The organism is Ruegeria sp. AG6 (genome assembly GCF_056541565.1).
The window spans coordinates 1,437,952-1,463,102 of sequence record NZ_JBQFYQ010000001.1; the positions used below are offsets into that span (position 1 = coordinate 1,437,952).

A 25,151-nucleotide genomic window follows, 5' to 3' on the forward strand; every position below is an offset into this window, starting at 1 on the left:
GCCTTCAAGGGGAGTAAAATGTAGAATGACGCTACGGCGAATTCGCAAGTGCCGGAGCGTCACTCTTATTCTGCGGCGACACCATCGGTGAACTGCAACCGGGCAAGGCGTGCATACAGCCCGTCCTGAGACACCAGATCCTCATGGCGGCCTTGTGCCACGATGCGGCCTTCCTCCAGCACGACGATGCGGTCGGCTTTCTTAACCGTCGCCAATCTGTGCGCGACGATTAGGGTCGTGCGGCCGGCGCGCATCTTGTCCACCGCGCCCTGCACTGCGCGTTCGCTTTCCGCATCCAGCGCCGAAGTCGCCTCGTCCAGCAGTAGAACCGGCGCGTCGCGCAGGATTGCGCGGGCAATGGCAATACGCTGCTTCTGCCCCCCAGACAGCATGACACCGCGTTCGCCGACAAAGCTGTCATATCCTTGCGGCAAAGCCGCGATAAAATCATGCGCGGCAGCGGCCCGCGCGGCGGCCTCAACTTCTGCATCCGAGGCGTCCAGACGGCCAAAGCGGATGTTTTCCCGCGCGGATGCGGCAAAGATCACAGGATCCTGAGGCACCAGAGCCATGTGGCGGCGGAAATCAGACCGGTTGATGTCGCGCAGATCAAGACCGTCCAGCGTCACGCGGCCCGAGTTCGGATCATAGAACCGTTGGATCAGTTGGATCACGGTTGTTTTTCCCGCCCCGGATGGCCCGACGAATGCGACCGTCTCGCCAGGTTTCACCAGAAGCGACAGATGATCCAGTGCAACCGTATCGGGCCGCGCGGGATAGCGGAAGCTGACATCTTCAAACCGGATTTCGCCCTGAATGTTCTTGGGAAGCGCTTTGGGATTGGCAGGGTCGGTCACGGTATCTTCTGCATGCAGTAGCTCGACCAGACGTTCGGTGGCCCCCGCGGCACGCTGAAGTTCGCTCCAGATTTCGGACAGGGCGGCGACCGAACCCGCCATGATGATCGAATAGATGACGAACTGGATCAGAACACCTTCGGTCATCACGCCATTGCGTACGTCATTGGCACCCATCCACAGAACGCCGACAATGCCGGAAAAGACCAGAAAAATTACGATGACGGTCAGCACCGCGCGGGTTTGAATACGGCGCAGAGAAACTCTGTACGAGGTTTCCGTCATCTCGCCGAATTGCCTCCGGCTGGCCTGTTCATGGGTAAAGGCCTGCACGGTCTGTACCGCCCCCAGCGCCTCGCCCGCATTGCCCGAGGACGCCGCGATCCAGTCCTGATTCTCGCGGCTGATCACGCGCAGACGGCGACCAAGTACAAGGATCGGCACGATGACCACTGGGATCAGCAACAACACCAGCCCGGTCAGCTTGGCGGATGTCAGCAGCATCAGAACCAGTCCGCCAATGAACATCAGCATGTTTCGCAGGGCAATGGACACGGACGAGCCGAGAACAGATTGGATCAGCGTCGTGTCAGTGGTGATCCGGCTTAGCACCTCTCCGGTCATGATTCGCTCATAGAATTCCGGGCTCATACCGATGACCCGATCAAACACCGCCTTGCGGATATCGGCCACCACCCGTTCGCCCAGACGGGTCACAAGCGCATACCGAATACCGGTGCCCACGGCCAGAACGGCAGCGATGACCAGCGCGGCCAGAAAATACCAATCCAGAAGCTCTCCATCCTGAATTCGGAAATTGTCGACCACGCGCCGCACCGCCAATGGCAGCGTGAGGGTCATGCTGGCCGTCAGAATCAACGCCAGCGTCGCGCCGATCATCAGGAATTTGTAGGGTTTCATGAACGGCCAAAGCGAGGCCAGAACCCCAATCTTCTTTGAACGGGCGCGTTCCTCGGAAGCTCCGGGCGCGGTGGTATGCGTTGGCTTGCTGGCGGCTTGTCTTGCCATGTCTGGCCCTTGTGTCCTGAACCGTACTGAGTGACCGCTTTCTTGGAGGTAGCGGCAGGTATGGTCAAGCATCACAACCGCAATCGGCAGGTCGAAAGGGCCATTTGACGCAGAATTTCAGGGAAGGCGTGGAGCGGGTAGACGGAATCGAACCGACATAGCCTGCTTGGAAGGCAGGGGCTTTACCATTAAGCTATACCCGCAAATGGTTTGCGCTGGTTAAGTCATGCTTTCGGGATCGTCAAGCCGGAAGTGGCAAATTTAGTGGCGCAATTTTTCCGACACGGCTCGGCCCGTCAGTCCTGATTGCGAAATATCCGGGTCGAGGAAAAGAACCGCTCCAGTTCTTCGATCCGCTCCTTGCTTTCTTCCCAACGCGCCTCCTGCACTTCGGCAATCAGCGTTTCCGAGATCAACTGCAAGGCAATGGTCGAATCCCAACTGGATGGCGCCTCGACCAATGCGTGGAAGGAATAATTGGCGGTCTTTCCGATCGGCGATCCCCATTGGTCCGTAAACAGAACAACGGTGACGCCGCGGCCCGAGGCAACCTGTGCCAGCTTCTCCAGATGCGCCTCGTAGCGGCGGATGTCGAAGATCACCAGAACGGATGATTTATCCATATCCAAAAGGTATTGCGGCCAGACATTCGCCGAATTGCCCAGCATCGTCACGTTGGGCCGGATGATCTGCATGTGATTGAACAGATAATCCGCATTTGACCGTGTGATGCGGCCACCAACGACATAAAGATGGCGCTCTGTCTCGGCCAAAAGACGCGCGACGGCATCGAACATCTCTTTGTCCAAACGTTCCAGCGTGTGGCGCATGTTGGTCCATACGGCCTGGGCAAAGCGCGTTGTCGGATGTTCTGCCTCATCATCCACAACCCAGGCGTCCCGTTTCGAGATCGGCTTTTTGATCTGCGCCGCAACCTCTTCGCGCAGCGCATCCTGCAAGTCGGGGAACCCGTCAAACCCAAGCTTGCGCGCCATGCGAATGACGGTCGGGGTCGAAACCTGCGCCGCAGCGGCCAGCTTGGTGATCGATTGCAAACCGGCCATGGGATAATCCTGCAACAGGACCGAGGCCAATTGACGTTCAGACCGTGTCAGATCGTCCAGTTCATCCTGAATCCGCTGTTTGACAAGTTTGGCAACGGTGGCCATCGGCGCCCTCGTTTCTTGAATTTGTTACAGAATATGTTCGTTTGAAATTTTGTCTACAGAAATTTTCTTGACAGGTGAGAAGTTGCTGTAACAAATGCTACCTATGTGTCACGAGACCGAGTCATCATTGCTTTTGCCGACCGAAGCCCCGGCAGCCCGCGTGCTCAATGCGCACGGTTGCGCGCCTGCCGTGCTGATATGCGAACATGCAAGCCGGTTTATTCCGGCCGCGCTGGATGGATTGGGGCTGGATGAGGCGGCGGCCAGCTCACACGCGGCCTGGGACATCGGCGCGCTGGACCTGTCGGTGGAGCTGATGGGCGCTTTGGATGCGCCGCTGGTCCACTCGCGCGTCAGTCGCCTTGTTTATGACTGCAACCGCCCGCCCGAACGCGACGATGCCATGCCGCAGGTCAGCGAAGTGTTTTCCATTCCCGGAAACATGAACCTGACAGATGCTCAGCGCGCCCAGCGGGTTCGCGACGTGTATGAACCTTTCAAAACACTGGTTTCATCCACTTTGGACGAACGGCCCAAACCTCCGGTTGTCATCACGATCCACAGTTTCACGCCCGTCTACAAGGGAACCCCCCGAACGGTAGAGCTGGGGATTCTTCATGACGAAGACGACCGCGCCGCGCAGCTGATGCTGAGCCACGCGGAAAGCTCGGGATTGCGCGTGGCTTTGAACGAACCTTACTCGGCCACGGATGGCGTCACGCACACGTTGCGCGAACACGCGGTCCGGCGCGGGCTTCCAAATGTCATGATCGAAGTTCGAAACGATCTGATCGACACAGTAGACGGCGTGAACCGCATTGCGGGATTGCTGACGCCAATTCTGCAATCGGTCATCCAAGACTTATCGCACGCAGAGGCGAAACCATGAGAGCAGAGGTATCGGGATGAATTTCATGCGGGGATATGTGGCGGTCATTGACCGCACGAACCGCTGGATCGGACGCTTCGTCATGTACGGCATCTTCGTCATGATGGGCATTCTGCTCTGGTCCTCGATTTCAAAAACCTTTTTCCTGCCATCGCTTTGGACCCTGGAAATGGCCCAGTTCGCAATGGTCGCCTATTACATTCTGGGCGGCCCCTATTCGATCCAGATGGGGTCCAACGTCCGCATGGACCTTCTGTACGGCGAATGGTCCGACCGTCGTCGCGCGTGGACGGATGCGATCACCGTCCTTTTTCTAATCATCTACCTGGGCGTGATGATCTACGGCGGATACGACTCTCTGAGCTATTCGCTGCAATATGGCGAACGCAGCCCGACCGCGTGGCGTCCATATCTGTGGCCAATCAAGGTCATCATGGTCGTGGGTCTGTTCCTGATGTTGCTTCAGGCGATCTCGGAACTGTTCAAAGATATTCTGCGCCTCAGGGGCGATGACATCCCGCGCGAGGTGATCTGATGTCTTACGAATTGATCGCCATCCTGATGTTTTCGACCATGATGTTGATGCTGCTGACCGGGCAGCGCGTTTTTGGCGCGATTGGATTTGTCGCCGTGATGGCCGCCCTGTTTCTGTGGGGGGATCGCGGCGGCTATGACATTGGCTTTTCGGCCGCCATGAAGCTGATGAAATGGTACCCGCTGCTGACCCTGCCGATGTTCATCTTCATGGGCTATGTTCTGGCCGAATCCAAAATTGCAGACGATCTGTACAAGATGTTCCACGTCTGGATGGGCGGCCTGAACGGTGGGCTCGCGATTGGCACGATCGGTCTTATGGTGCTGATCTCGGCCATGAACGGGCTGAGTGTCGCAGGCATGGCCATCGGCGCGACCATTGCGCTGCCGGAACTGCTGAAACGCGGCTATGACAAGAAAATGGTGACCGGGGTAATACAAGCCGGATCGTCATTGGGTATCCTTGTGCCACCCTCCGTCGTGCTGGTTCTTTACGCGATGATCGCGCGCCAGCCTGTCGGGCAGCTCTGGCTTGCAGGGCTGCTTCCCGGGCTAATGATGGCCGCAATGTTCATCCTTTACATCGTGATCCGCTGCCGCATCAACCCGGCGTTAGGGCCCGCCTTGTCAGCCGAGGAGCGCGACGTGCCCATGACAGAGAAACTGCGCCTGTTGCGCGCAGGCCTTCTGCCCTTGGGTATTTTTGCCGCGATGATGGTGCCCTTCGTCAACGGCTGGACCTCGCTGGTTGAAAGCTCGGCCATCGGTGCGTTGACGGCGTTCGCCGCAGCCATCCTCAAGGGCCGTATGACACGTGAGGTTTTCGAGACGTCTGTACGGTCAACGCTGGGCATCACCTGTATGTTCATGTGGATCATCCTGGCTGCGCTTGCCTTTGGCGCTGTTTTCGACGGTTTGGGCGCCGTTCGGGCAATCGAGAACCTGTTTACCGAGCGGCTGGGCCTCAACCCGTGGGTGATCCTGATCTTGATGCAGCTCAGCTTTATTCTGATGGGCACGTTTCTGGACGATACGGCCATGTTGGTGATCGTCGCGCCTTTGTACGTGCCGCTCGTGGGTGCATTGGGGTTCGACCTGATCTGGTATGGGGTTCTGTACACGATCACCACCCAGATCGCCTATATGACGCCACCCTTCGGCTACAACCTGTTCCTGATGCGCGCGATGGCGCCGCCAGAGATATCGCTGCGCGACATCTACGGTTCGATCCTGCCCTTCGTGATGGTGATGACGCTGGCGCTGGCGATCATCATGACATTCCCGCAGATCGCGCTGTGGCTGCCTGAATACATCTACAACAAATGATCCCGGATCAAACCGGGGCTTCGCGGGCAATCCCCGCACAATCGAAACTGACCAACGGAGAGAGAGAATGACGAACAGACGTACATTTCTGAAAGGTGCTGCGGCCGCTCCCGCCGCTGCTCTGGCGACGCCTGCACTGGCGCAATCGACCATCAGATGGCGGATGCAGACCTATGCCGGCCCGGCGCTGGCCGAACACGTGATCGACCCGGCCATCAAGATGTTCAACACGATCGCCGGAGACCGGATGCAGATCGAGCTGTTCTATGCCGACCAGCTGGTTCCGACGGGCGAGCTGTTCCGTGCCATGCAGCGCGGCACGATTGATGCCGTGCAGTCGGATGATGACTCGATGGCGTCGCCCACCGAGGTCACCGTGTTCGGCGGCTATTTCCCCTTTGCCTCGCGCTACTCGCTGGACGTGCCGGTTCTGTTCAACCAGTACGGGCTGAACGAGATCTGGGACGAGGAATACTCGAAAGTCGGCGTCAAGCACATCTCGGCCGGTGCCTGGGACCCGTGCCACTTTGCAACGAAGGACCCGATCAACAGCCTGGCAGACCTTCAGGGCAAACGTGTGTTTACCTTCCCGACCGCGGGCCGCTTCCTGTCTCAGTTCGGCGTTGTGCCGGTCACCCTGCCCTGGGAAGACATCGAAGTCGCGGTTCAAACCGGAGAGCTGGACGGCATCGCGTGGTCCGGCATTACCGAAGACTACACTGTCGGCTGGGCGGATGTGACCAACTACTTCCTGACTAACAACATCTCGGGCGCCTGGGCCGGTTCGTTCTTTGCCAACATGGACCGCTGGAACGAGCTGCCCGAAGATTTGCAGACCCTGTTCCGCGTCTGCACCGATCAGTCACACTATTATCGTCAGTGGTGGTACTGGGGCGGCGAAGCCAGCCTGCGCGTCAACGGAGACAAGATGCAGCTGACGTCGATTCCGGACGAAGAATGGGCAACCGTCGAAGCCGCGGCCGTTGCCTTCTGGGACGAGATCGCAGCCGAATCCGAAACCAAGGCGAAGGTTGTTGAAATCTTCAAACAGTACAACGCCGACATGCTCAAGGCTGGACGGCCCTACCGCTACGGCTAAGAATTGGCCAAACGACCCGCCCCTTGCGTGGGGGCGGGTCTGAAAGAACGAAAGGCCGATGAAGGATTTCGGCAAAGACAAAGGTGGCACATGCTCACGTTCGAACATCTGAAAACGCAGGTATCCGAAGGTTCGGTTGATACGGTTTTGGTCTGCATGGTGGACATGCAGGGCCGGTTGATGGGCAAGCGTTTTCACGCGGGCCATTTCGTGGCTGGCGCATGGGAAGAGACCCATTGCTGCAACTACCTTCTGGCCACCGATCTGGAGATGGCGACACCCGATGGCTACGCCTCGACCAGTTGGGAACGGGGCTATGGCGATTATGTCATGAAACCGGACCTCAGCACCCTGCGCCCGGTGCCGTGGCTTGAAGGCACGGTGATGGTGATGTGTGACGTGCTGGATCATCACACGCACGAGGAAGTGCCGCACGCGCCGCGTTCAATCCTGAAAAAACAGGTCAGCCGTTTGAAAGCCATGGGTTATGACGCCATGACGGCGACCGAGCTTGAGTTTTTCCTGTTCGAGAAAAGCTTTGACCAGATCCGCAAGGAAGGATTCCGGGATCTGGAGCCGATCTCGGGCTATAACGAAGACTATCACATCCTTCAGACCACCAAGGAAGAGCATGTGATGCGTCCGATCCGCAACCATCTGTGGGATGCGGGCATTCCGGTTGAGAACTCCAAAGGTGAGGCCGAGACCGGACAGGAAGAGCTGAACATCAAATACGCGCCCGCGATGGAAACGGCCGAGTATCATTCGATCGCCAAGAACGCTGTGAAAGAGATCGCGTGGCAACATGGTCACGCAGCGACGTTCCTGCCGAAATGGCACCATGAGAAAGTCGGCAGCTCGTCCCACGTGCACCAGTCACTGTGGGCGGATGGACAGCCTGCCTTCTATGACGCCGGGGACGATCTGGGCATGTCGGCGCTGATGAAAAGCTATATGGCTGGGCTGCTGAAATATGCCCCTGATTACACTTATTTCATGGCACCTTACATCAACAGTTACAAACGCTTCATGAAAGGCACCTTCGCGCCAACGCGGATCATCTGGTCTGTGGACAACCGCACCGCCGGGTTCCGCCTGTGCGGTGACGGCACCAAGGCCGTACGCGTCGAGTGCCGAATTCCGGGCTCAGATATGAACCCCTATCTGGCGATGGCTGGCATGCTGGCGGCAGGGATCGCGGGCATCGAGGAAGGGCTGGATCTGCAACCGCCGACCAAGGGCGACGTTTATCAGGGTGAGACTGCCATGATCCCGGGCAACCTTCGTGCGGCGCGGGATGCGCTGCACGGATCGGTCATGTTGCGCGCGGCCATGGGCGATGACGTCGTCGACCACTATACCCGTGCCGCAGAGGTCGAGATCGAGGAGTTCGAACGCGTGGTCACGGATTGGGAAATTGCCCGCGGGTTCGAGCGGGCGTGAGGTCGGGTCACGCTGGGGGCTCTGCCCCCAGACCCCCGGGATATTTTGGGCCAGATGAAGCAGGGATCCTGTTTCTTTCGGAAATGGAGTGAAAATGGGGCAGATGTTGAAATGTGTCTCGCCGATCGACGGATCGGTTTTTGCCGAACGTGAAGTGTTGTCGCGAGAGGCCGCGTTCGGGGCCGCGGCGCGTGCTCGGGCTGCTCAGGCGGAATGGGCAGCCCGTCCGTTGCAGGAGCGGATCGATCTTGTGATGGCGGGTGTGGCCGCCGTTGGCGCCATGAACGATGAGATCGTGCCGGAACTGGCCCATATGATGGGACGCCCGGTGCGTTATGGCGGCGAGTTCGGTGGATTCAACGAACGCGCTAGCCATATGGCGGAGATTGCCGAGACGTCCATGGCAGATATCGCCGTCGGCGAAGACGAAACGTTCAAACGCTACATCAAGCGCATTCCTCATGGGGTGGTCTTTGTGGTGGCGCCCTGGAACTATCCCTATATGACGGCGATCAACACGGTCGCACCGGCGCTGATCGCGGGCAATACGGTCGTCCTGAAACACGCGACACAGACGTTGCTGGTGGGCGAGCGTATGGCGAAGGCATTCCATTCGGCAGGTGTGCCCGAGGACGTGTTCCAGAATGTGTTCCTAAGCCATGACGTGACCAACGACCTGATCGCGGGCAACGCATTTGACTTCGTGAACTTCACCGGATCAGTCGGCGGCGGTCAGGCGATGGAACGTGCCGCGGCGGGCACGTTTACCGGCGTCGGCACCGAGCTGGGCGGCAAGGATCCCGGCTATGTCATGGACGACGCCGACCTGAATGCCGCGGTCGACACGCTGATTGACGGTGCGATGTTCAATTCGGGCCAGTGTTGTTGCGGAATCGAGCGGATCTATGTTCACGAGAGCCTTTATGATGACTTCGTCGCCAAGGCAGTGGACATTGTGAAGGGTTACAAGCTGGGCAATCCGCTGGATGCCGAGACGACGATTGGCCCGATGGCCAATGTGCGGTTTGCCGATGAGGTGCGAGCCCAGATCGCCGAGGCGGTTGCAGCCGGTGCGGTTGCGCATATCGACACCTTCGCTGAAGACGACGGTGGCGCGTACCTGACACCGCAAATCCTGACCAATGTCACACATGACATGCGCGTGATGCGGGACGAAAGCTTTGGGCCCGTGGTGAGCATCATGAAAGTGTTCTCGGATGAGGAGGCCATCGCCTTGATGAATGACAGTGAGTTTGGCCTGACTGCCAGCCTGTGGACCCGCGATGTGGATCGTGCAGCGCGGGTAGGTGACCGGATCGAAACCGGGACCGTGTTCATGAACCGCGCCGATTATCTGGACCCCGGCCTGTGCTGGACGGGCTGCAAGAATACCGGGCGCGGCGGCGGTTTGTCCGTCATCGGATATCACAACCTGACACGTCCCAAATCCTACCACCTCAAAAAGGTAACGGGCTAAGGACGACGGCCTGCTTCGGACCCACCCCCTCGCCGAAGCAGGCCTTATTTTGCAAAGGAAACCTGACATGACACTTGTTGGAAACTGGTCCTATCCGACCTCCATCAAATTCGGAGCCGGGCGCATCAGGGAATTGCCCGAAGCCTGCGCCGCCGCCGGAATGAAGAAACCATTGCTGGTCACGGACAAGGGGCTGGCCGATCTGCCCATCACCAGCGCGACACTGGACATCATGGAAGCCGCGGGACTGGGCTGCGGCCTGTTCAGCGATGTGGACCCCAACCCGAATGAGAAGAACCTTGAAGCCGGAGTTGCGGCCTATAACGCAGGTGGTCATGACGGGGTGATCGCCTTTGGCGGCGGCTCTGGTCTGGATCTGGGCAAGATGGTCGCCTTCATGGCCGGTCAGACGCGCCCCGTTTGGGATTTCGAGGATATCGGCGACTGGTGGACACGAGCCGATGCCGACGTGATCGCGCCAATCATTGCCGTTCCGACCACCGCAGGGACAGGATCGGAAGTGGGCCGCGCGAGCGTCATCACCAATTCCGAGACCCATGCCAAGAAAATCATCTTTCATCCCAAGGTTCTGCCGACCGTGGTGATTTGCGACCCGGAGCTGACCGTCGGGATGCCCAAGTTCATCACGGCAGGAACTGGCCTGGACGCCTTCGCGCATTGTGTCGAAGCCTTCTCGAGCCCGCATTATCACCCGATGAGCCAGGGCATCGCGCTGGAGGGTATGCGACTGGTGAAGGAGTATTTGCCCCGTGCCTATGCAGACGGCACCGATATCGAGGCCCGCGCCCAGATGATGAGCGCCGCTGCCATGGGCGCAACGGCTTTCCAGAAGGGCCTTGGCGCGATCCACGCGATGAGCCACCCAATAGGTGCGGTATTCAACACCCATCACGGCACCACGAACGCCGTCTGCATGCCCGCGGTGCTGGACTTCAACGCCCCGGCCATTGCAGACCGGTTCCAGCAAGCTGCGGCATATCTGGGCATCGACGGCGGCTTCGATGGTTTCCGCGCCTTCGTGCAGAATTTCAACGACAGCCTTGGCATCCCCCGCACATTGTCCGAATTGGGTGTGACCGAAGCTTCTATCCCAGAGCTTGTCGAAGGGGCGATCATCGATCCGTCATGCGGCGGCAACCCGATTGAGTTGACGAAAGACAACCTGACGCAGCTGTTCAAAGCAGCGCTTTAAGAAACCAAAGGGCCCGGCGAAACTTGCCGGGCCCTTCGCGTTCGGATTGCCAAGATCAGATCAATGCCCGGTCAAAACCAGAGTGTTCACCGGCATCAGGATCAAACGCAGGCGCAGACCCGCGGCATGTACCACGCCGATCGTGTCGACCACGTGCAGAAAGGCCGCCTCCCAAAAGCCCAGATCCTCGTGCTCCAGCCGCTCGTGGTTGTCTGTGTAGACATTGGCCAGACAATTGCTGCCCGGCGGAATGTCATCGGCCATACCTTTGTATAGCGGCTCCATATAGACCAGAATCGAGCCCGGATTGTTGTTGGTCTGCACGTCCCGCAATTCGTCCGATGGGCGGATCTGGCCGGACGGGATGACATCCTGCACCTCGACCACCACGGTGGGGATCACGGTGAATGGCTTTGTCATGCAGCCCAATTCACCAATCATGCCCGGCTTGATAACCTGGGCAGAGAGCTGGTTGAAAGCGGCCTGAAAACGATCATGCCCTGTGTGCGATGGCACAAGAATGCCCGCGGGGCGCAACAATGGGCTTACGTAGTCACCGACCTGAAGGCCGAACTGTTCGACCCGCCCTGTGACGCCCGCGGTGATCACCGTCTTGTCCAACTCGGTCTGCGCAGCATCCAGTTGCGCAATGGCACTGGCCAGCTGCGCGGGGATCAGTTCTTCGATCTGCTGCTCAACCGCAGCACGTTTGGATTCCGCTGCAAGAACCTGGGCCTCTCGCTCGGCGACAAGGTTTTCCAGCCTCTCAATCTCGGCCAGTCTTACGGCGCTTGAACCCTCATCTCGCAAGGTTGTGTTGCGCTCAAGATCCTCCAGAGACTGCGCAAGCGCTGCCTTGGCACCTGCAATTCCAGCTTCCGCCTCGGCCAAATCGGTTTCCGCAACCTTAAGCGAGGCCTGCACCTGTGCAATCTGCGCATTTGCCGCCTGAACCTGAGCAGTCTGGCTGAAATCCTCGATCCGGAAGATCGGTTGTCCTGCGGTTACCAGTTCGTTGTTCTTGACGAAAACCTCGGAAACACGACCGCCCAATTGCGGCAGAATGGTCACCGTTCGGAAATAGGATGCCGCGGTTTTGCTGGCCGGATGAAAATAAAACAGTGTGGTAATGACGGTCAGCGCCAGAATGGCACAGGTGGTCAAACCCCAGCGCAGTTCGTACCACATGGTGAACAAGGTAATCTCGTGACCGATCCGCTTGCCCTGTACAAAACGGCGGAACAGATAGTCGGGCAGCACCGTTATCAGGGCGCAGAGCATGGTCTCGATCATATGGCTTGCTCCTGCGCGTCGCTGGGTTCGGATTCTGACGATGCCGGCACCGTTGTTTCAGGCACTGGTTCCAGAACAGGTGACCGACCCAGAGAACGAATGGCATCGGCAATGTTTCGAAGCGGGGTGGCAAAATCCGGAAACTGAAACCCTGCGACCAATATTGCAGCAACCCAGAAAAGCCCATTATGGGTAAATAGCGCCAGCAGCGCCAGAATACCCACCAACTGAAATTGCGGGTGATTGTTTTCGTGGGCCATTTTTTCAGGAACCGAATGCAGCGTCAGGTATCCGACACCGATCAGCACCACCAGAACGACGAAAAAAACGACCATGGCGGAGAAAAGGTAATCGCTTCCGTCAGCTGCGACAACATATCCTGGAATATGCCCTGTGGCCATTGGATGAACGTCTGCTGCGGTCACCTTACCCTCCTGTTTATTTTGATACTTCTTTGACCGGGTTGAAGCACAATTTCAAGGCTGCTTATAGTCCGGAAAACCAAACGCGTGGCGAATGAGGAGCTTTGGCGTCAGCATGAAACTCAAGGAACCTGTAGCGTCTCTTTACAGGATGGATCGCAAGTCATGATTGATTTCCTGATAATCGGAGGCGGCATCGCCGGGCTGAGCGCCGGTGCGCGCCTGTCGCAGCACGGAACCGTGATGGTTCTGGAAGCGGAAGATGCCCTGGGCTATCACGCCTCGGGCCGGTCAGCGGCGTTGTTCGAAGAAAGCTATGGACCGCCTTCGGTCGTCGCATTGAACAAAGCGGGGGCTGCCTTTCTTCATACGCAGAATGGCGGTTACCTGACCCCGCGCGGATTGATGCTGGTCGGGGCAATTGACCAGCCCGACATGTTCGAAGCCGATTGCGCCGATCTGAACATGGTGAAAATACCGATGGATCAGGCGATATCGCGCGTTCCGATTCTGGATCCGGACAAGGTCGGGTTTGCAGCCATCAGCGAAGCGGCCTTTGACATCGATACGGATCGCCTGTTGCAGGATTTCGCCCGGACCATCCGGCAAAACGATGGAACGGTTTCGACGAAAAGCAGAGTCACCGGCATTCGAAAAGAAAAGCACTGGGTGGTTGAGGCCGGTGAGATCTTTGAAGCCCGCACTCTGATCAACGCAGCAGGGGCCTGGGTGGATGAGGTTGCACAGCTTGCGGGGCTGCCCGGTATCGACCTCACACCTCGCCGTCGGTCGATGGCGCGTCTACCCGCCCCCGGAGGGCATGACGTTTCCATCTGGCCGATGATGCTGGGCGCCGGCGAAACATGGTACGCCAAACCGGATGCGGGCAAGTTGCTGGTTTCACCATCCGAAGCCGATCCAGTTCCGCCACAGGATGCTTATGCCGATGATATGGTGCTGGCAGAAGGTCTGGCACGGTATGAGGAACTGATGACCGAGCCTGTCACAAGGGTGGAAACGAATTGGGCGGGCTTGCGCAGTTTTGCCCCGGACGGGACCTTGGTGCTTGGGCGCGACCCGCTGGACCCTTCGTTTGTCTGGTGTGGCGGTCAGGGCGGGTATGGTTTTCAAACCTCACCGGCGGCCTCGCAACTGCTGTGCGATCTTGTTGTCGGAAACACACCCGAGCTAGAACCTGACATAATAGGCATGTTGACCCCTGACAGGCTGGAACGATGATCAAACGCAGCCTCCCCTCGTCTGCAAGCGTCGCCAATGCGTCTGAAGATGGCAAGCTGGTGGCCCCGGCAGCATCCCGGAACACGGACGCCCTGTGTGCTGTGTTGCAAGAATGGGGCCCGCCCCAGGGCCACGCATTGGAAATCGCAAGCGGGACTGGTCAGCATGTCAGGGCCTTCGCCGAAGTGCTGCCCGGGCTGACCTGGCAGCCTTCGGAAGTTGACCCTGAGCGGCGCGTGAGCATCGATGCCTATACCCGCAACCTGCCCAATGTCGCGCGGGTCGCAGAACTGGATGCAGCGACATCAGGCTGGCACAGGCGGTTTTTCGGCCAGGATCTGATCGTTTTGATAAACTTGATTCACTTGATCAGTTGGCAGGAAACCAGAACCATCATTTCAGAGGTCGCACAATCCCTGTCACCAATGGGCCGGTTCATCTTGTACGGCCCGTTCAAACGTTCGGGCAAACTCATCAGTGACGGGGATGTCCACTTTCATAAGGCTTTGATCCAGCAAGACCCGCAAATCGGCTATAAAAACGACGTGGACATTCTGAACCTGTTCGAAAACGTCGGCCTGCTCGCGTTGGCACCGGTCGAAATGCCTGCCAACAATCTAGCGTTCATTGCCGAACGCCCTGACGTCTGATCGAGATCAAAGTCAAACAGCCGCAACCCAATTCATATTCCAGTTGCTAGATATGAAGAAGGGCACTCAGCAATGGCATGGCAAGAAAAACTCTCGGCAACACGAAAGAGTTTGCGAAACCTGAACGGATCCATTCCCGATACGTCACGCGCATTCGGAGCGCTTGGCAAAGCCGTCAAAGAGGGCGGAACGCTCGACTACAAGACCAAGGAATTCATTGCGTTGGGCATGTCAGTCACCCTGCGATGCGAACCCTGCATCACCCTGCACACCGAAGCTTTGATCAAGGCCGGTGCGACACGGGAAGAAGTGTCCGACGTGTTGGCCATGGCGATCCAGATGGGCGGCGGCCCAGCCATGATGTACGCGGCCAAGGCGCTGGAATGCTTCGACGAACTGTCTGGATGACAAAAAGAAAAGGCCCCGAAGGTTTCCGGGGCCTTTCTTCGATCAACCGTCCTTGCGGATGGTTTCGTTTTTCGGATCGTAGGGGCTGTCGCAGGTGACGACCGCATCCCACAGCTTGTCCTGAATTTTGACCTGCAGCTTGGTGCCTTCGACCGCCATTTCGGGCTTCACGTAACCCATGCCAATGGATTTCTCGAACGCCACCGAGTAGCCGCCCGAGGTCAATCGACCCACGCGCTCACCTTCCGGTGTGTACAGCGCCTCGCGGCCCCACGGATCTGCATCGTCCGGCCCGTCGATCAGCAGGGTGCAGCATTTGACGCGCACGCCGGTCTCTTCCAGCTTGGCCTTACCGTAGAAGTCCTTGGACAGGTCGACAAAACGCGGCAGGTCGGCTTCCAGCGGTGTCGCGTCGCGGCCCAGTTCGGTGCCGAATGCGCGATAGGATTTCTCCTGACGCAGCCAGTTCTGGGCTCGCGCGCCAACCAGCTTCATACCATGCTTCTCACCGGCCTTTTCAAGCAGGTCGAACAGGTAGTTCTGCATCTCGATCGGGTGGTGCAGTTCCCAGCCCAGCTCACCGGTATAGGCCACGCGGATCGCGTTGACCGGGCACATGCCCAGTTCGATCTGGCGCGCCGAAAGCCAAGGGAAGCGCTTGTTGGACAGTGCGGTTTCCGGATCGGCATCTTTGATGACCTCTTTCAGAACGTCACGCGACTTGGGTCCGGCGATGGCGAAAACACCCCATTGCGTGGTCACGTCCTGGATCTCGATGTAACCGAACTCTTCCATCTTGTCCTCGGCCGCCTTGCGCAGATAATCGGCGTCGTACTCGGTCCAGGCACCGGCAGAGACGAGGTAATAGTTGTTCTCGCCATTGCGGACGATGGTGTATTCGGTGCGGGTGGTGCCGTGCGATGTCAGCGCGTAGGTCAGGTTGATACGACCAACCTTGGGCAGCTTGTTGCAGGTGAACCAATCCAGGAACTGAGTCGCACCGGGGCCTTTGACGACGTGCTTGGTGAAGGCCGATGCGTCGATCAGGCCGACGCCTTCGCGGATCGCCTTGGCTTCTTCGACGGCATATTGCCACCAGCCGCCACGACGGAACGAGCGTGCTTCTTTGTCGAAGTTCTCGGGCGCATCGACAGGGCCGAAGTAGTTCGGACGTTCCCAGCCGTTGACCCAGCCGAACTGGGCACCGCGCGCTTTCTGACGGTCGTAGGCCGGAACGGTCCGCAGCGGACGGCAGGCTTCACGCTCTTCGTCCGGGTGGTGCAGGATATAGACGTGCTCATAGCACTCTTCGTTCTTGCGGGCCGCGAACTCGGTGGTCATCCAGTTGCTGGAATAGCGTTTGGGGTCCAGCGAGGCCATATCGATTTCGGCTTCGCCATCGACCATCATCTGCGCCAGATAATAGCCGGTGCCGCCTGCGGCAGTGATACCAAAGCTGAAACCTTCGGCCAGCCACATGTTGCGCAGGCCCGGCGCAGGACCGACCAGCGGGTTGCCGTCAGGCGTATAGCAGATCGGGCCGTTGAAATCGTCTTTCAGGCCGGATTCAGCACAGGACGGCACACGTTCGGCCATCGCCATGTACTGATCCGCAATCCGATCCAAATCCAGCGGGAACAGATCCGCGCGGAAGCTGTCCGGTACACCGTGTTCAAACCGCGCGGGGGCGCCATGTTCATAGATACCCAGAATCCAGCCGCCGCGTTCTTCACGGGCGTAGGATTCATTGTCGGCGTCGCGCACGACGGGGTGTTCCGGGTTGCCTGCTTCGCGCCATTTGACCAGTTCAGGGTCCTTGTCCATGACGATAAACGTGTGTTCGACCGGGATCGCCGGCATCTTGATGCCCAGCATCTTGGCGGTGCGCTGTGCGTGGTTGCCCGATGCAGTGACGACATGTTCGGCAGTGATCACAACCTTTTCGTCGCTTTCGACAAGGTTGCCGCCTTTTTCCACCATTTTGGTGCAGGTGACTTCCCAATGGGTGCCGTTCCAGTGGAAGGCATCCGCCTGCATCTTGCGCACGATCTCGACGCCACGCTGACGGGCCCCCTTGGCCATCGCCTGCGTCACATCAGCCGGGTTAATATACCCGTCTTCGGTATGGTAGATTGCGCCCTTCAGATCCGATGTCTCGATCAACGGCCAACGTTCCTTGATCTGCTCGGGGGTCAGCCACTCATAGGCAACATCGCAGGTTTCGGCGGTGGAGGCGTAGAGCATGTACTCATCCATGCGCTCCTGCGTCTGTGCCATGCGCAGGTTGCCGACGACGGCAAAGCCCGCGTTCAGCCCGGTTTCTTCTTCCAGCGTCTTGTAGAAGTCGACCGAGTACTTGTGGATGTGAGTTGTCGCATAGGACATGTTGAACAATGGCAGCAGACCAGCCGCGTGCCAGGTGGACCCGGACGTCAGCTCGTCCCGTTCGATCAACATCACATCATCCCAGCCCGCTTTGGCCAGATGGTAGGCAATCGAGGTCCCAACGGCGCCGCCGCCAACAACCAGTGCTTTGACTTGGGTTTTCATAACCGGGCGTCTCCCCTTGAAATCAGTTGACACCATATGGCGCACTTGAGGGGGATCGCGCGACATTCATCCGACCAGTGATATGAAAAAAACGACCCGATGATCGAATGCGGGTCGCAGATCTGACATGAAACCCGTGATCTCAACCGCTGGAGCGACAGCGCTTGCTTGTCCCGATCGTGGTGCAGACAAGTTTCCGAACTTCCTCTGACGGTGTCTTCGCCGCAGGTTCCTCGGGCTGTGAAGGTTGGGCATCAGCTTCAAGCCGACTTTCCGAAATCCCGACACGCGCGGATACCGAGGTAACATAACCTTTGAAGCCCAGCCCGTTTTCGGATGCCTTGGCCTGCTGATAATAGTCCAGCCCAACAACGGCGATCCCGCAGATCGCTGCAAACCCTGCCAGATATTTTGCGCTCATGTCGGCCACCTGTTCCTAACCGAGTCGGTGAGACCAGAACATGTGGACGATTTGAAGGCGCAATGCCGGCCAGAACGCGAAAACCGCTAGGATTGGCCCGCCAAAACCTTGCCGGGGTTCATGATGTTCTCGGGGTCCAAAGCAGCCTTGATTGCGGCCATATACTGCGTGGCGGCGCCCAGTTCCTTGATGAGGTATGGCCGCTTGCCCTGACCGATTCCGTGTTCACCTGTACAGGTGCCCTCCATTGAAATTGCCAGGTCGTTCAACCACCCGACAAACTCTTCGGCCTTGGCGACTTCTTCGGCGTTCTGCATGTCGATCAAAAGAAGCGAGTGAAAGTTCCCATCCCCCACATGCCCCACCATTGGCGCGAGCAAGCCAAGATCAGCTGCCTTCTGCTGAGTGCTTGTCACACACTCCGCCAGGCGCGAGATCGGCACGCAGACATCCGTTGAAATACCACGCGCGCCGGGGCGCAGTTGCAGACATGCCCAATACATATCATGGCGCGCCTGCCAAAGCTTGTTCCGTTCTTCGGTGGTCGAGGTCGCAGCAAAATCTGTACCGCCGAATTCCCGGGCGATCTGACCAAAGGTTTCAGCCTGTTCCGCCGCACCGCTTTCAGAGCCATGGAATTCCAGCAGCAGCAATGGCGTTTCCGGCAGGCTCAGCCCGGAATAGGCGTTTGCCGCCTGAACCGACATTTCATCCAGCAACTCTATTCGGGCGACCGGAATGCCATACTGAATGGTCATCATCACCGCGCGGCACGCGGCATCGACCGAAGGAAAGGAACACCTGGCCGAGCTGATCGCTTCGGGGATGCCCTGCAAGCGCAGAGTCAGCTCGGTGATGATACCCAACGTGCCTTCCGCCCCAATCAGAAGGCGTGCCAGATCATACCCGGCCGATGACTTCTTGGCCCTGTGACCGGTACGGATGATCTGGCCGTCCGGCATCACCGCCTCGAGGCTGAGAACGTTGTCCCGCATCGTTCCGTATCGCACCGCATTGGTGCCCGACGCGCGGGTCGCGGCCATACCGCCCAGCGAGGCATTCGCCCCCGGGTCAATCGGAAAGAACAAACCCTGATCCCGCAAATGGGTGTTCAGCGCCTCGCGCGTGACGCCGGGCTGCACGACACAATCCAGATCTTCGGCGTGGACAGCCAGCACCTTGTCCATCTGCATCAGATCGACCGAGATCCCCCCTGCTGGCGCATTCACATGCCCTTCCAGCGACGTTCCCGCGCCAAAGGGAATCACCGGCACCCGGTGCGCGGCACAGGTTTTGACAATTTCCGACACGTCCTGCGTAGTATGCGGGAAAACCACAGCATCCGGGCTCTGGTTTTCGATCCAGGTCGTGGTGTGCCCGTGCTGTTCACGGATCGCGGTACCCGTTTGCAACCTGTCGCCAAAACGTTGTTTCAGAACGCCTATGACGGTTTCAATACCTGTTTCATTCCGAGGCAAAGCGGTCGCCTGCACCATCGTCATCCTCCCCTGTCCCAGCACGTTGCGGGCCGTTCAGTCCATGACTAAAGGGCCCGCCAAGTGCCGGCAATCCCCACAAATACCGAGGCCCTATTCGCCCAGCGCAATACCTTCGCGACGGGGGTCGGCACCACCGCTCAGCCCGTCTCCGATTTCGATGGCGTGAAGGCCAGATGTCAGGTCACGCGGGTTTACCTCGAACCCAAACTGGGTCAGCCCGTCGGAAAAGCCTTCGGCAGCGGTCCCGGCCTCGACATCATATGTTCCGAAACGATTGACAAGATGCGGCAGCGACACGGCTTGTTGCACATCCATGCCCCAGTCGGCCCATGCGATGATCGATTTGGCCACATAGCCGATGATCCGACTGCCGCCCGGCGAGCCAATCGCCAGAACCGGCGCGTCATCCTGCATCACGATGGTCGGGCTCATGGACGAACGCGGGCGTTTTCCGGGTTCCAGCCGGTTGGCGATCGGCACACCATCGCTGTGGGTCTTGAACGAAAAATCCGTCAGTTCGTTGTTCAGAAGGAACCCGTTCGTCATCAGACGTGAGCCAAAGCCGTTTTCGATGGTCGTGGTCATCGACAGCACGTTGCCATAGCTGTCTACAATCGAGATATGCGAGGTCGAAGGCAGCTCCAGCGACACATCATCCGCCCAGTTCAGCGCGTGGTCGAACTCCGGCTGACCGGGCCCGACATCTGCCAGCGCGCCTTCGGTGTTCAGCAATTCCGCTCGTTGCGACAGGTAGGCCGGATCAACCAGCCCCTTGGTCGGCATGGGCACGAAATCGCTGTCAGCCATGTACCGGCCCCGGTCCGCAAAGGCGAGGCGCGAAGCGTCCCCGATCAACCGCCAGGCCTCGGCGCTTTCCGGCCCCATAGCCGCCAGATCATAGCCGTTCAGCATCCCCAGAATTTGCCCCACGGTCAGCGCACCCGACGACGGCGGGCCCATGCCGCAGACTTCATAGGCGCGGTATTCCGCGCAAACCGGCTCGCGCTCGATCACCTGATACAGCGCAAGATCCGCACCGGACAGAACACCAGGATTGCTTGGAGCATTGCGAACCGTGCGCACGATATCCGCGGCAATCTCACCGCCATAGAATCCTGCCGCCCCGTCACTGGCCAACACACGCAGCGTTTCGGCATAAGCCGGGTTCATTAGGCGCTGCCCCTGTCGCAGCGGTGCGCCCCCCGGCAGGAAATATTCAGCGGTTTCCGGGAAGCGTGACAGGCGCTCGGCATCTTTTTCGACCAGGCTGGCCAGACGTGGGGACACCAGGAACCCTTCATCCGCCAACCGGATTCCATCGGCAAACAATCCGGGCCACGAGGAACGCCCCCAGCGGCGATGCGCCTCTTCCAGCAAAGCAGGTGTGCCCGGCGTCCCCACGGACAGCCCACCGACAACCGCATCGAAGAATTTCAGCGGCTCACCGTTTTCGTCCTGAAACACGGTCGGTGTAGCCGCCAGCGGCGCCGTTTCTCGCCCGTCCAGAGTTGTCATCTGACCGGTCGCTGCATCGTACCAGACCAGAAACGCACCGCCGCCCAAGCCCGAGGATTGCGGTTCGACCAGGCCCAGCACGACCTGCACCGCAACCATGGCGTCTGCGGCAGACCCACCTGCGCGCAATACTCTGGCACCGGCTTCCACCGCCAGCGGGTTGGCCGCGGCGACCATCCAGTTCTGGGACGTGACCGGAACGCCATCCAGTTTGGCCTCGAGCGCCGCGATGACCTCGTCGGTCATGGCCTGTACCTGCCCTTCCGTGGCCGTTTCGGGCGCAACGGCATCGGCCGCTTCCTGAGCGACCCCCGGAGTTGCAAAACAAAATGCAGAAAACAGTAGAACTGAAACACGTCTCATCTGATCAAATCCTCCGATACATCCCTGATTATCAAAACTGCGCGCCGAACACGCTCTGAACAAGTCCAACCCGCACGCCATCAGCAAATGGCCGGTGTCCGCAGCACGCGTTAAGCCTTTGCGTCGCCCACCAATCGATCCTGATCATAGCGGGTCATACCGCGGAACTCGGGCAACCAAGCTTCACGCCGGATGACCCAGCTTTCATATGTTGGCGCCAACTGATCTGGCGCATCAAGGCATCCAAGATGCACCTCCACTTCGGTTCCGCTGCGCGCAAAGACCGGAGAGCCGCAGCCGGGGCAAAAATACCTGTTAGCATAACCACGCGCTTCGCCGGAAACCTCTATTCTGTCGTCCGGGAAAACGGCCGCCGCATAGAAAACCGCGCCATGATGCTTGCGGCAGTCCAAACAGTGACAGATTCCGACCCGCAGAGGACGACCCGAAGCCCTGATGCGCAGATTTCCACAACGGCACCCTCCTTCATAGACGTCCATTCCTGCTCCTTTCCAGAGCGCTAGAGCATTGCTGGCACAACCTGATCCGGCGGGCGGTGGCCATCTTCGAAGGTCTTGATGTTGATGATGACCTTCTCGCCCATCTCCACCCGGCCCTCGAGCGTGGCTGATCCCATATGAGGCAACAGAACCACATTGGGCAGCTGCCGCAGGCGCGGGTTCACGTCAGTGCCCTGTTCGTAGACATCCAGCCCCGCCCCCGCAATTTCACCTGCGCGGATCATCCGGGTCAGAGCGTTTTCGTCCACAACTTCACCACGTGACGTGTTCACGATCACTGCCGAGGGTTTCATCAGTTTCAGACGACGTGCGTTCATCAGATGGAAGGTCGACGGCGTTGAGGGGCAATTGACCGAGATCACATCCATCCGCGCGACCATCTGATCGAGGCTTTCCCAATAGGTTGCCTCCAGCTCCTGCTCGGTCTCGGTGCGCAACCTGCGGCGGTTGTGATAATGGACTTGCATTCCAAACGCTTTCGCACGCCGCGCCACCGCTTGCCCGATCCGGCCCATGCCCAGAATGCCCAGACGACGACCACCGATACGGCCTCCCAGAAACGCGGTGGGCGCCCAGCCGGACCAATCTCCCTGCTGCATCACGCTCAGACCTTCGGGAATGCGTCGGGTAACGGCCAGAATCAGGGCCATGGTCATGTCGGCGGTGTCATCGGTCAGAACCCCCGGCGTGTTCGACACCAGAATCCCACGCTGGCGCGCTGTGGACACGTCAATATTGTCGACACCGGCACCGTAATTGGCGATGAGCTTCAGCCTTTCGCCCGCCTGCCCCAGCAGACCGCCATCAATCGCATCAGTCACCGTAGGCACCAGGACATCAGCGTCCTGCACTGCGGCCACCAGTTCTTCGCGCGTCATCGGAGTGTCATCGTCGCGCAAGCGCACATCAAACAACTCGCTCAAACGTGTTTCGACCGCTTCGGGCAACCGTCGCGTAACGACAACACTCAAACGTTCTCTTGGCACCTCGGCCCTCCCACTGCTTTGCAAACGGACGCGCGCCATGGCATCGTGGCGCAGGATAAGGCGGGGCACAAGAACCCCTTTGGCATTGAGTCGACCTTTTTTCGGAACCGGATCAACAGGCATAAGAGCAGGCAGTCAGTGAGTGGTATTCGACCGGTAAATCGCCGCTGTCTGGCGGCACTATCCGTATTTCTGATCATGTTCGGCGCATGGGCTGCTCATGCCGACGTGAAACGAGGATCCGTCACCAACCTCCCCCTGCCCCGTTATGTCTCGATGAAAGCAGCAGAAGGCAACGTGCGACGCGGACCTTCTTTGACACATCGAATCGACTGGGTGTTCAAACGGCGCGGAATGCCGCTTCAGGTCACTGCCGAATACGGCAACTGGCGACGGGTTCAGGACCGCGACGGCGCCGGAGGCTGGGTTCACTACGCCCTGTTGTCGGGTGTTCGGACAGTACTGATTGAATCCGAAATGCTGCCTGTCTATGCCCGACCCGATCCGACCTCCCCCGTGAATGCGCATTTCGAATCCGGGGTCGTGGCCCGACTGGGAACCTGTTCGCTGGACTGGTGCCGGATCACCGCCGGCGGGTATCGGGGTTGGACCTTGAAGTCGAACCTTTGGGGGGTCGACCCGTCCGAGATTCGCGAATAACCACAGGGCCGACCTTCCCCCGCGTTGCGGACACGCGACAAGGTGTTTGAGTTTCCTGCCGATATGCTGTGAAACTCGACCAAAACGGAGGCGATCATGCGCGCAGTTACATATTCCAACTTCGGAGACCCGGCCGATGTCCTGCGGATACAGGACCTCTCTCCGGTCCCGCCGGGTCCGGGCGAGGTCACGGTAGAGCTGTCCTTTTCCGGAGTGAACCCTTCCGACGTCAAAGCCCGCGCCGGGACCAGACCGGGCGTGACAGAGCCTCCGTTCCCCCTGATCATCCCGCACAGTGACGGCGCTGGTGTGATTTCGGCCGTTGGCGACGGAGTATCCGCATCTCGGATCGGGCAGCGCGTGTGGATCTGGAACGGGCAATGGCAACGCCCTTTCGGCACCGCCGCCAGCCACATCACCCTTCCCGATGCCCAGGCCGTGGCTCTGCCGGATGCGGTGTCGATGCAGACCGGCGCGATTCTGGGCATTCCCGGTCTTACCGCCTGCCACGCGGTGTTTTCAGGCGGCTGTCCCGATGGGCAAACGATCTTGATACACGGTGGCGCGGGCACCGTCGGCTTTCTGGCCGTTCAGCTTGCCAAATGGGCAGGCGCGCGCGTGATCGCTACCGCCAGCCCTCGCAACTTTGACCGGGTCCGAGAAGCCGGCGCAGATATCGTGATTGATTACGCCAGCAAGGATCTTTCCTCCGAAATTCTCGATGCAAATGAAGGAAAGACAATCAGCCGAATTATCGACGTCGAATTCGGCCGGAATATTCAAACAAACGCCGCGGTCATTGCCGAGAACGGTCGCATCAACGCCTATGGCTCTGCCCAAGACATGGCCCCCGTGTTTCCATTCGGACCGATGATGTTCAAAGCCATGACGCTTGAGACCATTTTGATTTACCTTCTTCCGCTGGATCTTCGTACCGATGCCGTGAAGACCCTTCACAAGGCATTGACGGATGGCGCTTTGACCTGCCCTGTTCAAAAGGTCTTTGCACTGGAAGAATGCGCATCTGCGCATGCAATGGTGCAGGATGGAAACCGGACCGGAGCCGTGTTGATCGACACCCAATGACTGCCCTGAAAAAAATCGGTTCAACCTGAGTTTTTTTGACAAAACGCTCTTGATCCCCGCCAACAACAATCGTAGATAGCCGCTCACTGTTGGGGTGTAGCCAAGTGGTAAGGCAGCGGTTTTTGGTACCGTGTATCGTAGGTTCGAATCCTACCACCCCAGCCAGTTCATCGGAACATCGTTACTTCGATACCCGTGGCACCCGTTTGCCACGGAAAATGCCCCCGTTTATGCCCCAGTGGTTTCGGGTGTTCTGACACCCTCTGACCTCTTCTCTTTCCTAACCTCTAGCAGGGGTTCTATGGGGGTGGGGAATAGGTATAAGTAATGAATAGAAACCGGAGGATAGAGAGACCCGAGTATCCTCGTTCCTGATCCATAATACACAGAGGGAGGAGGAGGTTATGGGGGAGATAGAGAACCCATGGCACTCGCGGCCAATCGACGTTCACCGCTGGTCGGATCATCCAGAGGTGGCAGAGTTGGTCGACCGTATCTGGGA

General features: G+C 58.8%; 22 protein-coding genes and 2 tRNA genes. 13 read left to right on the top strand and 11 right to left on the bottom strand.

Annotated elements, in window-relative coordinates; translation table 11 throughout:
* Positions 1–65: 65 nt before the first annotated feature.
* From ACR0I0_RS07220 to ACR0I0_RS07230, 3 genes are all read right to left on the bottom strand, one after another.
* Positions 66–1,886: an ABC transporter transmembrane domain-containing protein gene (locus ACR0I0_RS07220; protein WP_480490722.1), complete on the bottom strand. Its 1,821-nt coding sequence runs from the start codon at positions 1,884–1,886 to the stop codon at positions 66–68.
* Between the two features lie 129 nt (positions 1,887–2,015).
* Positions 2,016–2,089 (bottom strand) — tRNA-Gly (locus ACR0I0_RS07225).
* A 93-nt stretch (positions 2,090–2,182) separates the two neighbouring features.
* Positions 2,183–3,055 (bottom strand): MurR/RpiR family transcriptional regulator, encoded by an 873-nt coding sequence (locus ACR0I0_RS07230; protein ID WP_171630773.1) that lies wholly within the window; start codon positions 3,053–3,055, stop codon positions 2,183–2,185.
* A 127-nt stretch (positions 3,056–3,182) separates the two neighbouring features.
* Between ACR0I0_RS07230 and ACR0I0_RS07235 the strand changes: the two genes are divergently transcribed.
* From ACR0I0_RS07235 to ACR0I0_RS07265, 7 genes are all read left to right on the top strand, one after another.
* Entirely contained in the window at positions 3,183–3,944 is a 762-nt protein-coding gene (locus ACR0I0_RS07235) for an N-formylglutamate amidohydrolase (protein WP_480490724.1), read from the top strand.
* Positions 3,945–3,960: 16 nt separating this feature from the next.
* Positions 3,961–4,479, top strand: a complete 519-nt coding sequence (locus tag ACR0I0_RS07240; protein ID WP_152458809.1) for a TRAP transporter small permease subunit — start codon at positions 3,961–3,963, stop codon at positions 4,477–4,479.
* Positions 4,479–5,804: a TRAP transporter large permease gene (locus ACR0I0_RS07245; protein WP_171114700.1), complete on the top strand. Its 1,326-nt coding sequence runs from the start codon at positions 4,479–4,481 to the stop codon at positions 5,802–5,804. Before ACR0I0_RS07240 ends, ACR0I0_RS07245 begins: the two co-directional genes overlap by 1 nt.
* 67 nt (positions 5,805–5,871) lie before the next feature.
* Positions 5,872–6,903, top strand: coding sequence for a TRAP transporter substrate-binding protein (locus ACR0I0_RS07250; RefSeq protein WP_170343589.1), 1,032 nt, complete (start codon positions 5,872–5,874; stop codon positions 6,901–6,903).
* Positions 6,904–6,993: 90 nt separating this feature from the next.
* Positions 6,994–8,346, top strand: a complete 1,353-nt coding sequence (locus tag ACR0I0_RS07255) for a glutamine synthetase family protein (protein WP_171205338.1) — start codon at positions 6,994–6,996, stop codon at positions 8,344–8,346.
* A gap of 94 nt (positions 8,347–8,440) precedes the next feature.
* On the top strand, positions 8,441–9,823 hold the full coding sequence (locus ACR0I0_RS07260; RefSeq protein ID WP_480490727.1) for an aldehyde dehydrogenase family protein: 1,383 nt from the start codon (positions 8,441–8,443) through the stop codon (positions 9,821–9,823).
* 67 nt (positions 9,824–9,890) lie between these two features.
* Positions 9,891–11,036, top strand: coding sequence for an iron-containing alcohol dehydrogenase (locus ACR0I0_RS07265; protein ID WP_480490729.1), 1,146 nt, complete (start codon positions 9,891–9,893; stop codon positions 11,034–11,036).
* 60 nt (positions 11,037–11,096) lie between these two features.
* Here the strand turns inward: ACR0I0_RS07265 and ACR0I0_RS07270 are convergent, their stop codons facing one another.
* Together ACR0I0_RS07270 and ACR0I0_RS07275 are read right to left on the bottom strand one after the other, a co-directional pair.
* The gene (locus tag ACR0I0_RS07270) at positions 11,097–12,329 is read right to left on the bottom strand and encodes an HlyD family secretion protein (RefSeq protein WP_171630763.1); all 1,233 of its coding nucleotides are present in this window, start codon (positions 12,327–12,329) and stop codon (positions 11,097–11,099) included.
* Positions 12,326–12,730, bottom strand: a complete 405-nt coding sequence (locus ACR0I0_RS07275; RefSeq protein ID WP_245217997.1) for a hypothetical protein — start codon at positions 12,728–12,730, stop codon at positions 12,326–12,328. The genes ACR0I0_RS07270 and ACR0I0_RS07275 overlap by 4 nt, the downstream gene beginning before the upstream one ends.
* 186 nt (positions 12,731–12,916) lie before the next feature.
* Here ACR0I0_RS07275 and ACR0I0_RS07280 point away from each other — a divergent pair, with 186 nt between their 5' ends.
* The 3 genes from ACR0I0_RS07280 (at position 12,917) to ACR0I0_RS07290 (ending at position 15,048) form a co-directional block, all read left to right on the top strand.
* The gene (locus tag ACR0I0_RS07280; protein WP_480490730.1) at positions 12,917–13,990 is read left to right on the top strand and encodes an NAD(P)/FAD-dependent oxidoreductase; all 1,074 of its coding nucleotides are present in this window, start codon (positions 12,917–12,919) and stop codon (positions 13,988–13,990) included.
* A complete protein-coding gene (locus tag ACR0I0_RS07285; protein WP_480485392.1) occupies positions 13,987–14,640 on the top strand; it encodes a DUF938 domain-containing protein in 654 nt (217 codons plus the stop codon). Before ACR0I0_RS07280 ends, ACR0I0_RS07285 begins: the two co-directional genes overlap by 4 nt.
* A gap of 72 nt (positions 14,641–14,712) precedes the next feature.
* Entirely contained in the window at positions 14,713–15,048 is a 336-nt protein-coding gene (locus ACR0I0_RS07290; RefSeq protein WP_210092677.1) for a carboxymuconolactone decarboxylase family protein, read from the top strand.
* A gap of 42 nt (positions 15,049–15,090) precedes the next feature.
* Here ACR0I0_RS07290 and ACR0I0_RS07295 read toward each other — a convergent pair whose 3' ends face one another.
* From ACR0I0_RS07295 to ACR0I0_RS07320, 6 genes are all read right to left on the bottom strand, one after another.
* Positions 15,091–17,598: a GcvT family protein gene (locus ACR0I0_RS07295; protein WP_171630755.1), complete on the bottom strand. Its 2,508-nt coding sequence runs from the start codon at positions 17,596–17,598 to the stop codon at positions 15,091–15,093.
* 142 nt (positions 17,599–17,740) lie between these two features.
* A complete protein-coding gene (locus ACR0I0_RS07300) occupies positions 17,741–18,019 on the bottom strand; it encodes a hypothetical protein (protein WP_171630753.1) in 279 nt (92 codons plus the stop codon).
* Positions 18,020–18,105: 86 nt separating this feature from the next.
* Positions 18,106–19,515, bottom strand: coding sequence for an FAD-binding oxidoreductase (locus tag ACR0I0_RS07305; RefSeq protein WP_480490733.1), 1,410 nt, complete (start codon positions 19,513–19,515; stop codon positions 18,106–18,108).
* A gap of 93 nt (positions 19,516–19,608) precedes the next feature.
* On the bottom strand, positions 19,609–21,396 hold the full coding sequence (ggt, locus tag ACR0I0_RS07310; protein ID WP_480490735.1) for a gamma-glutamyltransferase: 1,788 nt from the start codon (positions 21,394–21,396) through the stop codon (positions 19,609–19,611).
* Between the two features lie 110 nt (positions 21,397–21,506).
* Positions 21,507–21,896: a GFA family protein gene (locus tag ACR0I0_RS07315; protein WP_171630747.1), complete on the bottom strand. Its 390-nt coding sequence runs from the start codon at positions 21,894–21,896 to the stop codon at positions 21,507–21,509.
* A 20-nt stretch (positions 21,897–21,916) separates the two neighbouring features.
* Entirely contained in the window at positions 21,917–22,903 is a 987-nt protein-coding gene (locus ACR0I0_RS07320) for an NAD(P)-dependent oxidoreductase (protein ID WP_171630745.1), read from the bottom strand.
* Positions 22,904–23,101: 198 nt separating this feature from the next.
* Here ACR0I0_RS07320 and ACR0I0_RS07325 point away from each other — a divergent pair, with 198 nt between their 5' ends.
* From ACR0I0_RS07325 to ACR0I0_RS07335, 3 genes are all read left to right on the top strand, one after another.
* Complete coding sequence (locus ACR0I0_RS07325) at positions 23,102–23,563, top strand: SH3 domain-containing protein (protein ID WP_171205541.1); 462 nt, start codon at positions 23,102–23,104, stop codon at positions 23,561–23,563.
* A gap of 96 nt (positions 23,564–23,659) precedes the next feature.
* Positions 23,660–24,649: an NADPH:quinone reductase gene (locus tag ACR0I0_RS07330; protein WP_480490738.1), complete on the top strand. Its 990-nt coding sequence runs from the start codon at positions 23,660–23,662 to the stop codon at positions 24,647–24,649.
* Between the two features lie 90 nt (positions 24,650–24,739).
* Positions 24,740–24,814 (top strand) — tRNA-Gln (locus tag ACR0I0_RS07335).
* Positions 24,815–25,151: the final 337 nt, after the last annotated feature.

What these genes read in the sequence shown, in the direction of transcription:
- ACR0I0_RS07220 (WP_480490722.1), bottom strand. Translation starts at nt 1,886, where the DNA reads ATGGCAAGACAAGCCGCCAGCAAGCCAACGCATACCACCGCGCCCGGA.
- ACR0I0_RS07230 (WP_171630773.1), bottom strand. Translation starts at nt 3,055, where the DNA reads ATGGCCACCGTTGCCAAACTTGTCAAACAGCGGATTCAGGATGAACTG.
- ACR0I0_RS07240 (WP_152458809.1), top strand. Translation starts at nt 3,961, where the DNA reads ATGAATTTCATGCGGGGATATGTGGCGGTCATTGACCGCACGAACCGC.
- ACR0I0_RS07245 (WP_171114700.1), top strand. Translation starts at nt 4,479, where the DNA reads ATGTCTTACGAATTGATCGCCATCCTGATGTTTTCGACCATGATGTTG.
- ACR0I0_RS07250 (WP_170343589.1), top strand. Translation starts at nt 5,872, where the DNA reads ATGACGAACAGACGTACATTTCTGAAAGGTGCTGCGGCCGCTCCCGCC.
- ACR0I0_RS07255 (WP_171205338.1), top strand. Translation starts at nt 6,994, where the DNA reads ATGCTCACGTTCGAACATCTGAAAACGCAGGTATCCGAAGGTTCGGTT.
- ACR0I0_RS07260 (WP_480490727.1), top strand. Translation starts at nt 8,441, where the DNA reads ATGGGGCAGATGTTGAAATGTGTCTCGCCGATCGACGGATCGGTTTTT.
- ACR0I0_RS07265 (WP_480490729.1), top strand. Translation starts at nt 9,891, where the DNA reads ATGACACTTGTTGGAAACTGGTCCTATCCGACCTCCATCAAATTCGGA.
- ACR0I0_RS07270 (WP_171630763.1), bottom strand. Translation starts at nt 12,329, where the DNA reads ATGATCGAGACCATGCTCTGCGCCCTGATAACGGTGCTGCCCGACTAT.
- ACR0I0_RS07275 (WP_245217997.1), bottom strand. Translation starts at nt 12,730, where the DNA reads ATGGCCACAGGGCATATTCCAGGATATGTTGTCGCAGCTGACGGAAGC.
- ACR0I0_RS07280 (WP_480490730.1), top strand. Translation starts at nt 12,917, where the DNA reads ATGATTGATTTCCTGATAATCGGAGGCGGCATCGCCGGGCTGAGCGCC.
- ACR0I0_RS07285 (WP_480485392.1), top strand. Translation starts at nt 13,987, where the DNA reads ATGATCAAACGCAGCCTCCCCTCGTCTGCAAGCGTCGCCAATGCGTCT.
- ACR0I0_RS07290 (WP_210092677.1), top strand. Translation starts at nt 14,713, where the DNA reads ATGGCATGGCAAGAAAAACTCTCGGCAACACGAAAGAGTTTGCGAAAC.
- ACR0I0_RS07295 (WP_171630755.1), bottom strand. Translation starts at nt 17,598, where the DNA reads ATGAAAACCCAAGTCAAAGCACTGGTTGTTGGCGGCGGCGCCGTTGGG.
- ACR0I0_RS07300 (WP_171630753.1), bottom strand. Translation starts at nt 18,019, where the DNA reads ATGAGCGCAAAATATCTGGCAGGGTTTGCAGCGATCTGCGGGATCGCC.
- ACR0I0_RS07305 (WP_480490733.1), bottom strand. Translation starts at nt 19,515, where the DNA reads ATGGTGCAGGCGACCGCTTTGCCTCGGAATGAAACAGGTATTGAAACC.
- ggt (WP_480490735.1), bottom strand. Translation starts at nt 21,396, where the DNA reads ATGAGACGTGTTTCAGTTCTACTGTTTTCTGCATTTTGTTTTGCAACT.
- ACR0I0_RS07315 (WP_171630747.1), bottom strand. Translation starts at nt 21,896, where the DNA reads ATGGACGTCTATGAAGGAGGGTGCCGTTGTGGAAATCTGCGCATCAGG.
- ACR0I0_RS07325 (WP_171205541.1), top strand. Translation starts at nt 23,102, where the DNA reads ATGTTCGGCGCATGGGCTGCTCATGCCGACGTGAAACGAGGATCCGTC.
- ACR0I0_RS07330 (WP_480490738.1), top strand. Translation starts at nt 23,660, where the DNA reads ATGCGCGCAGTTACATATTCCAACTTCGGAGACCCGGCCGATGTCCTG.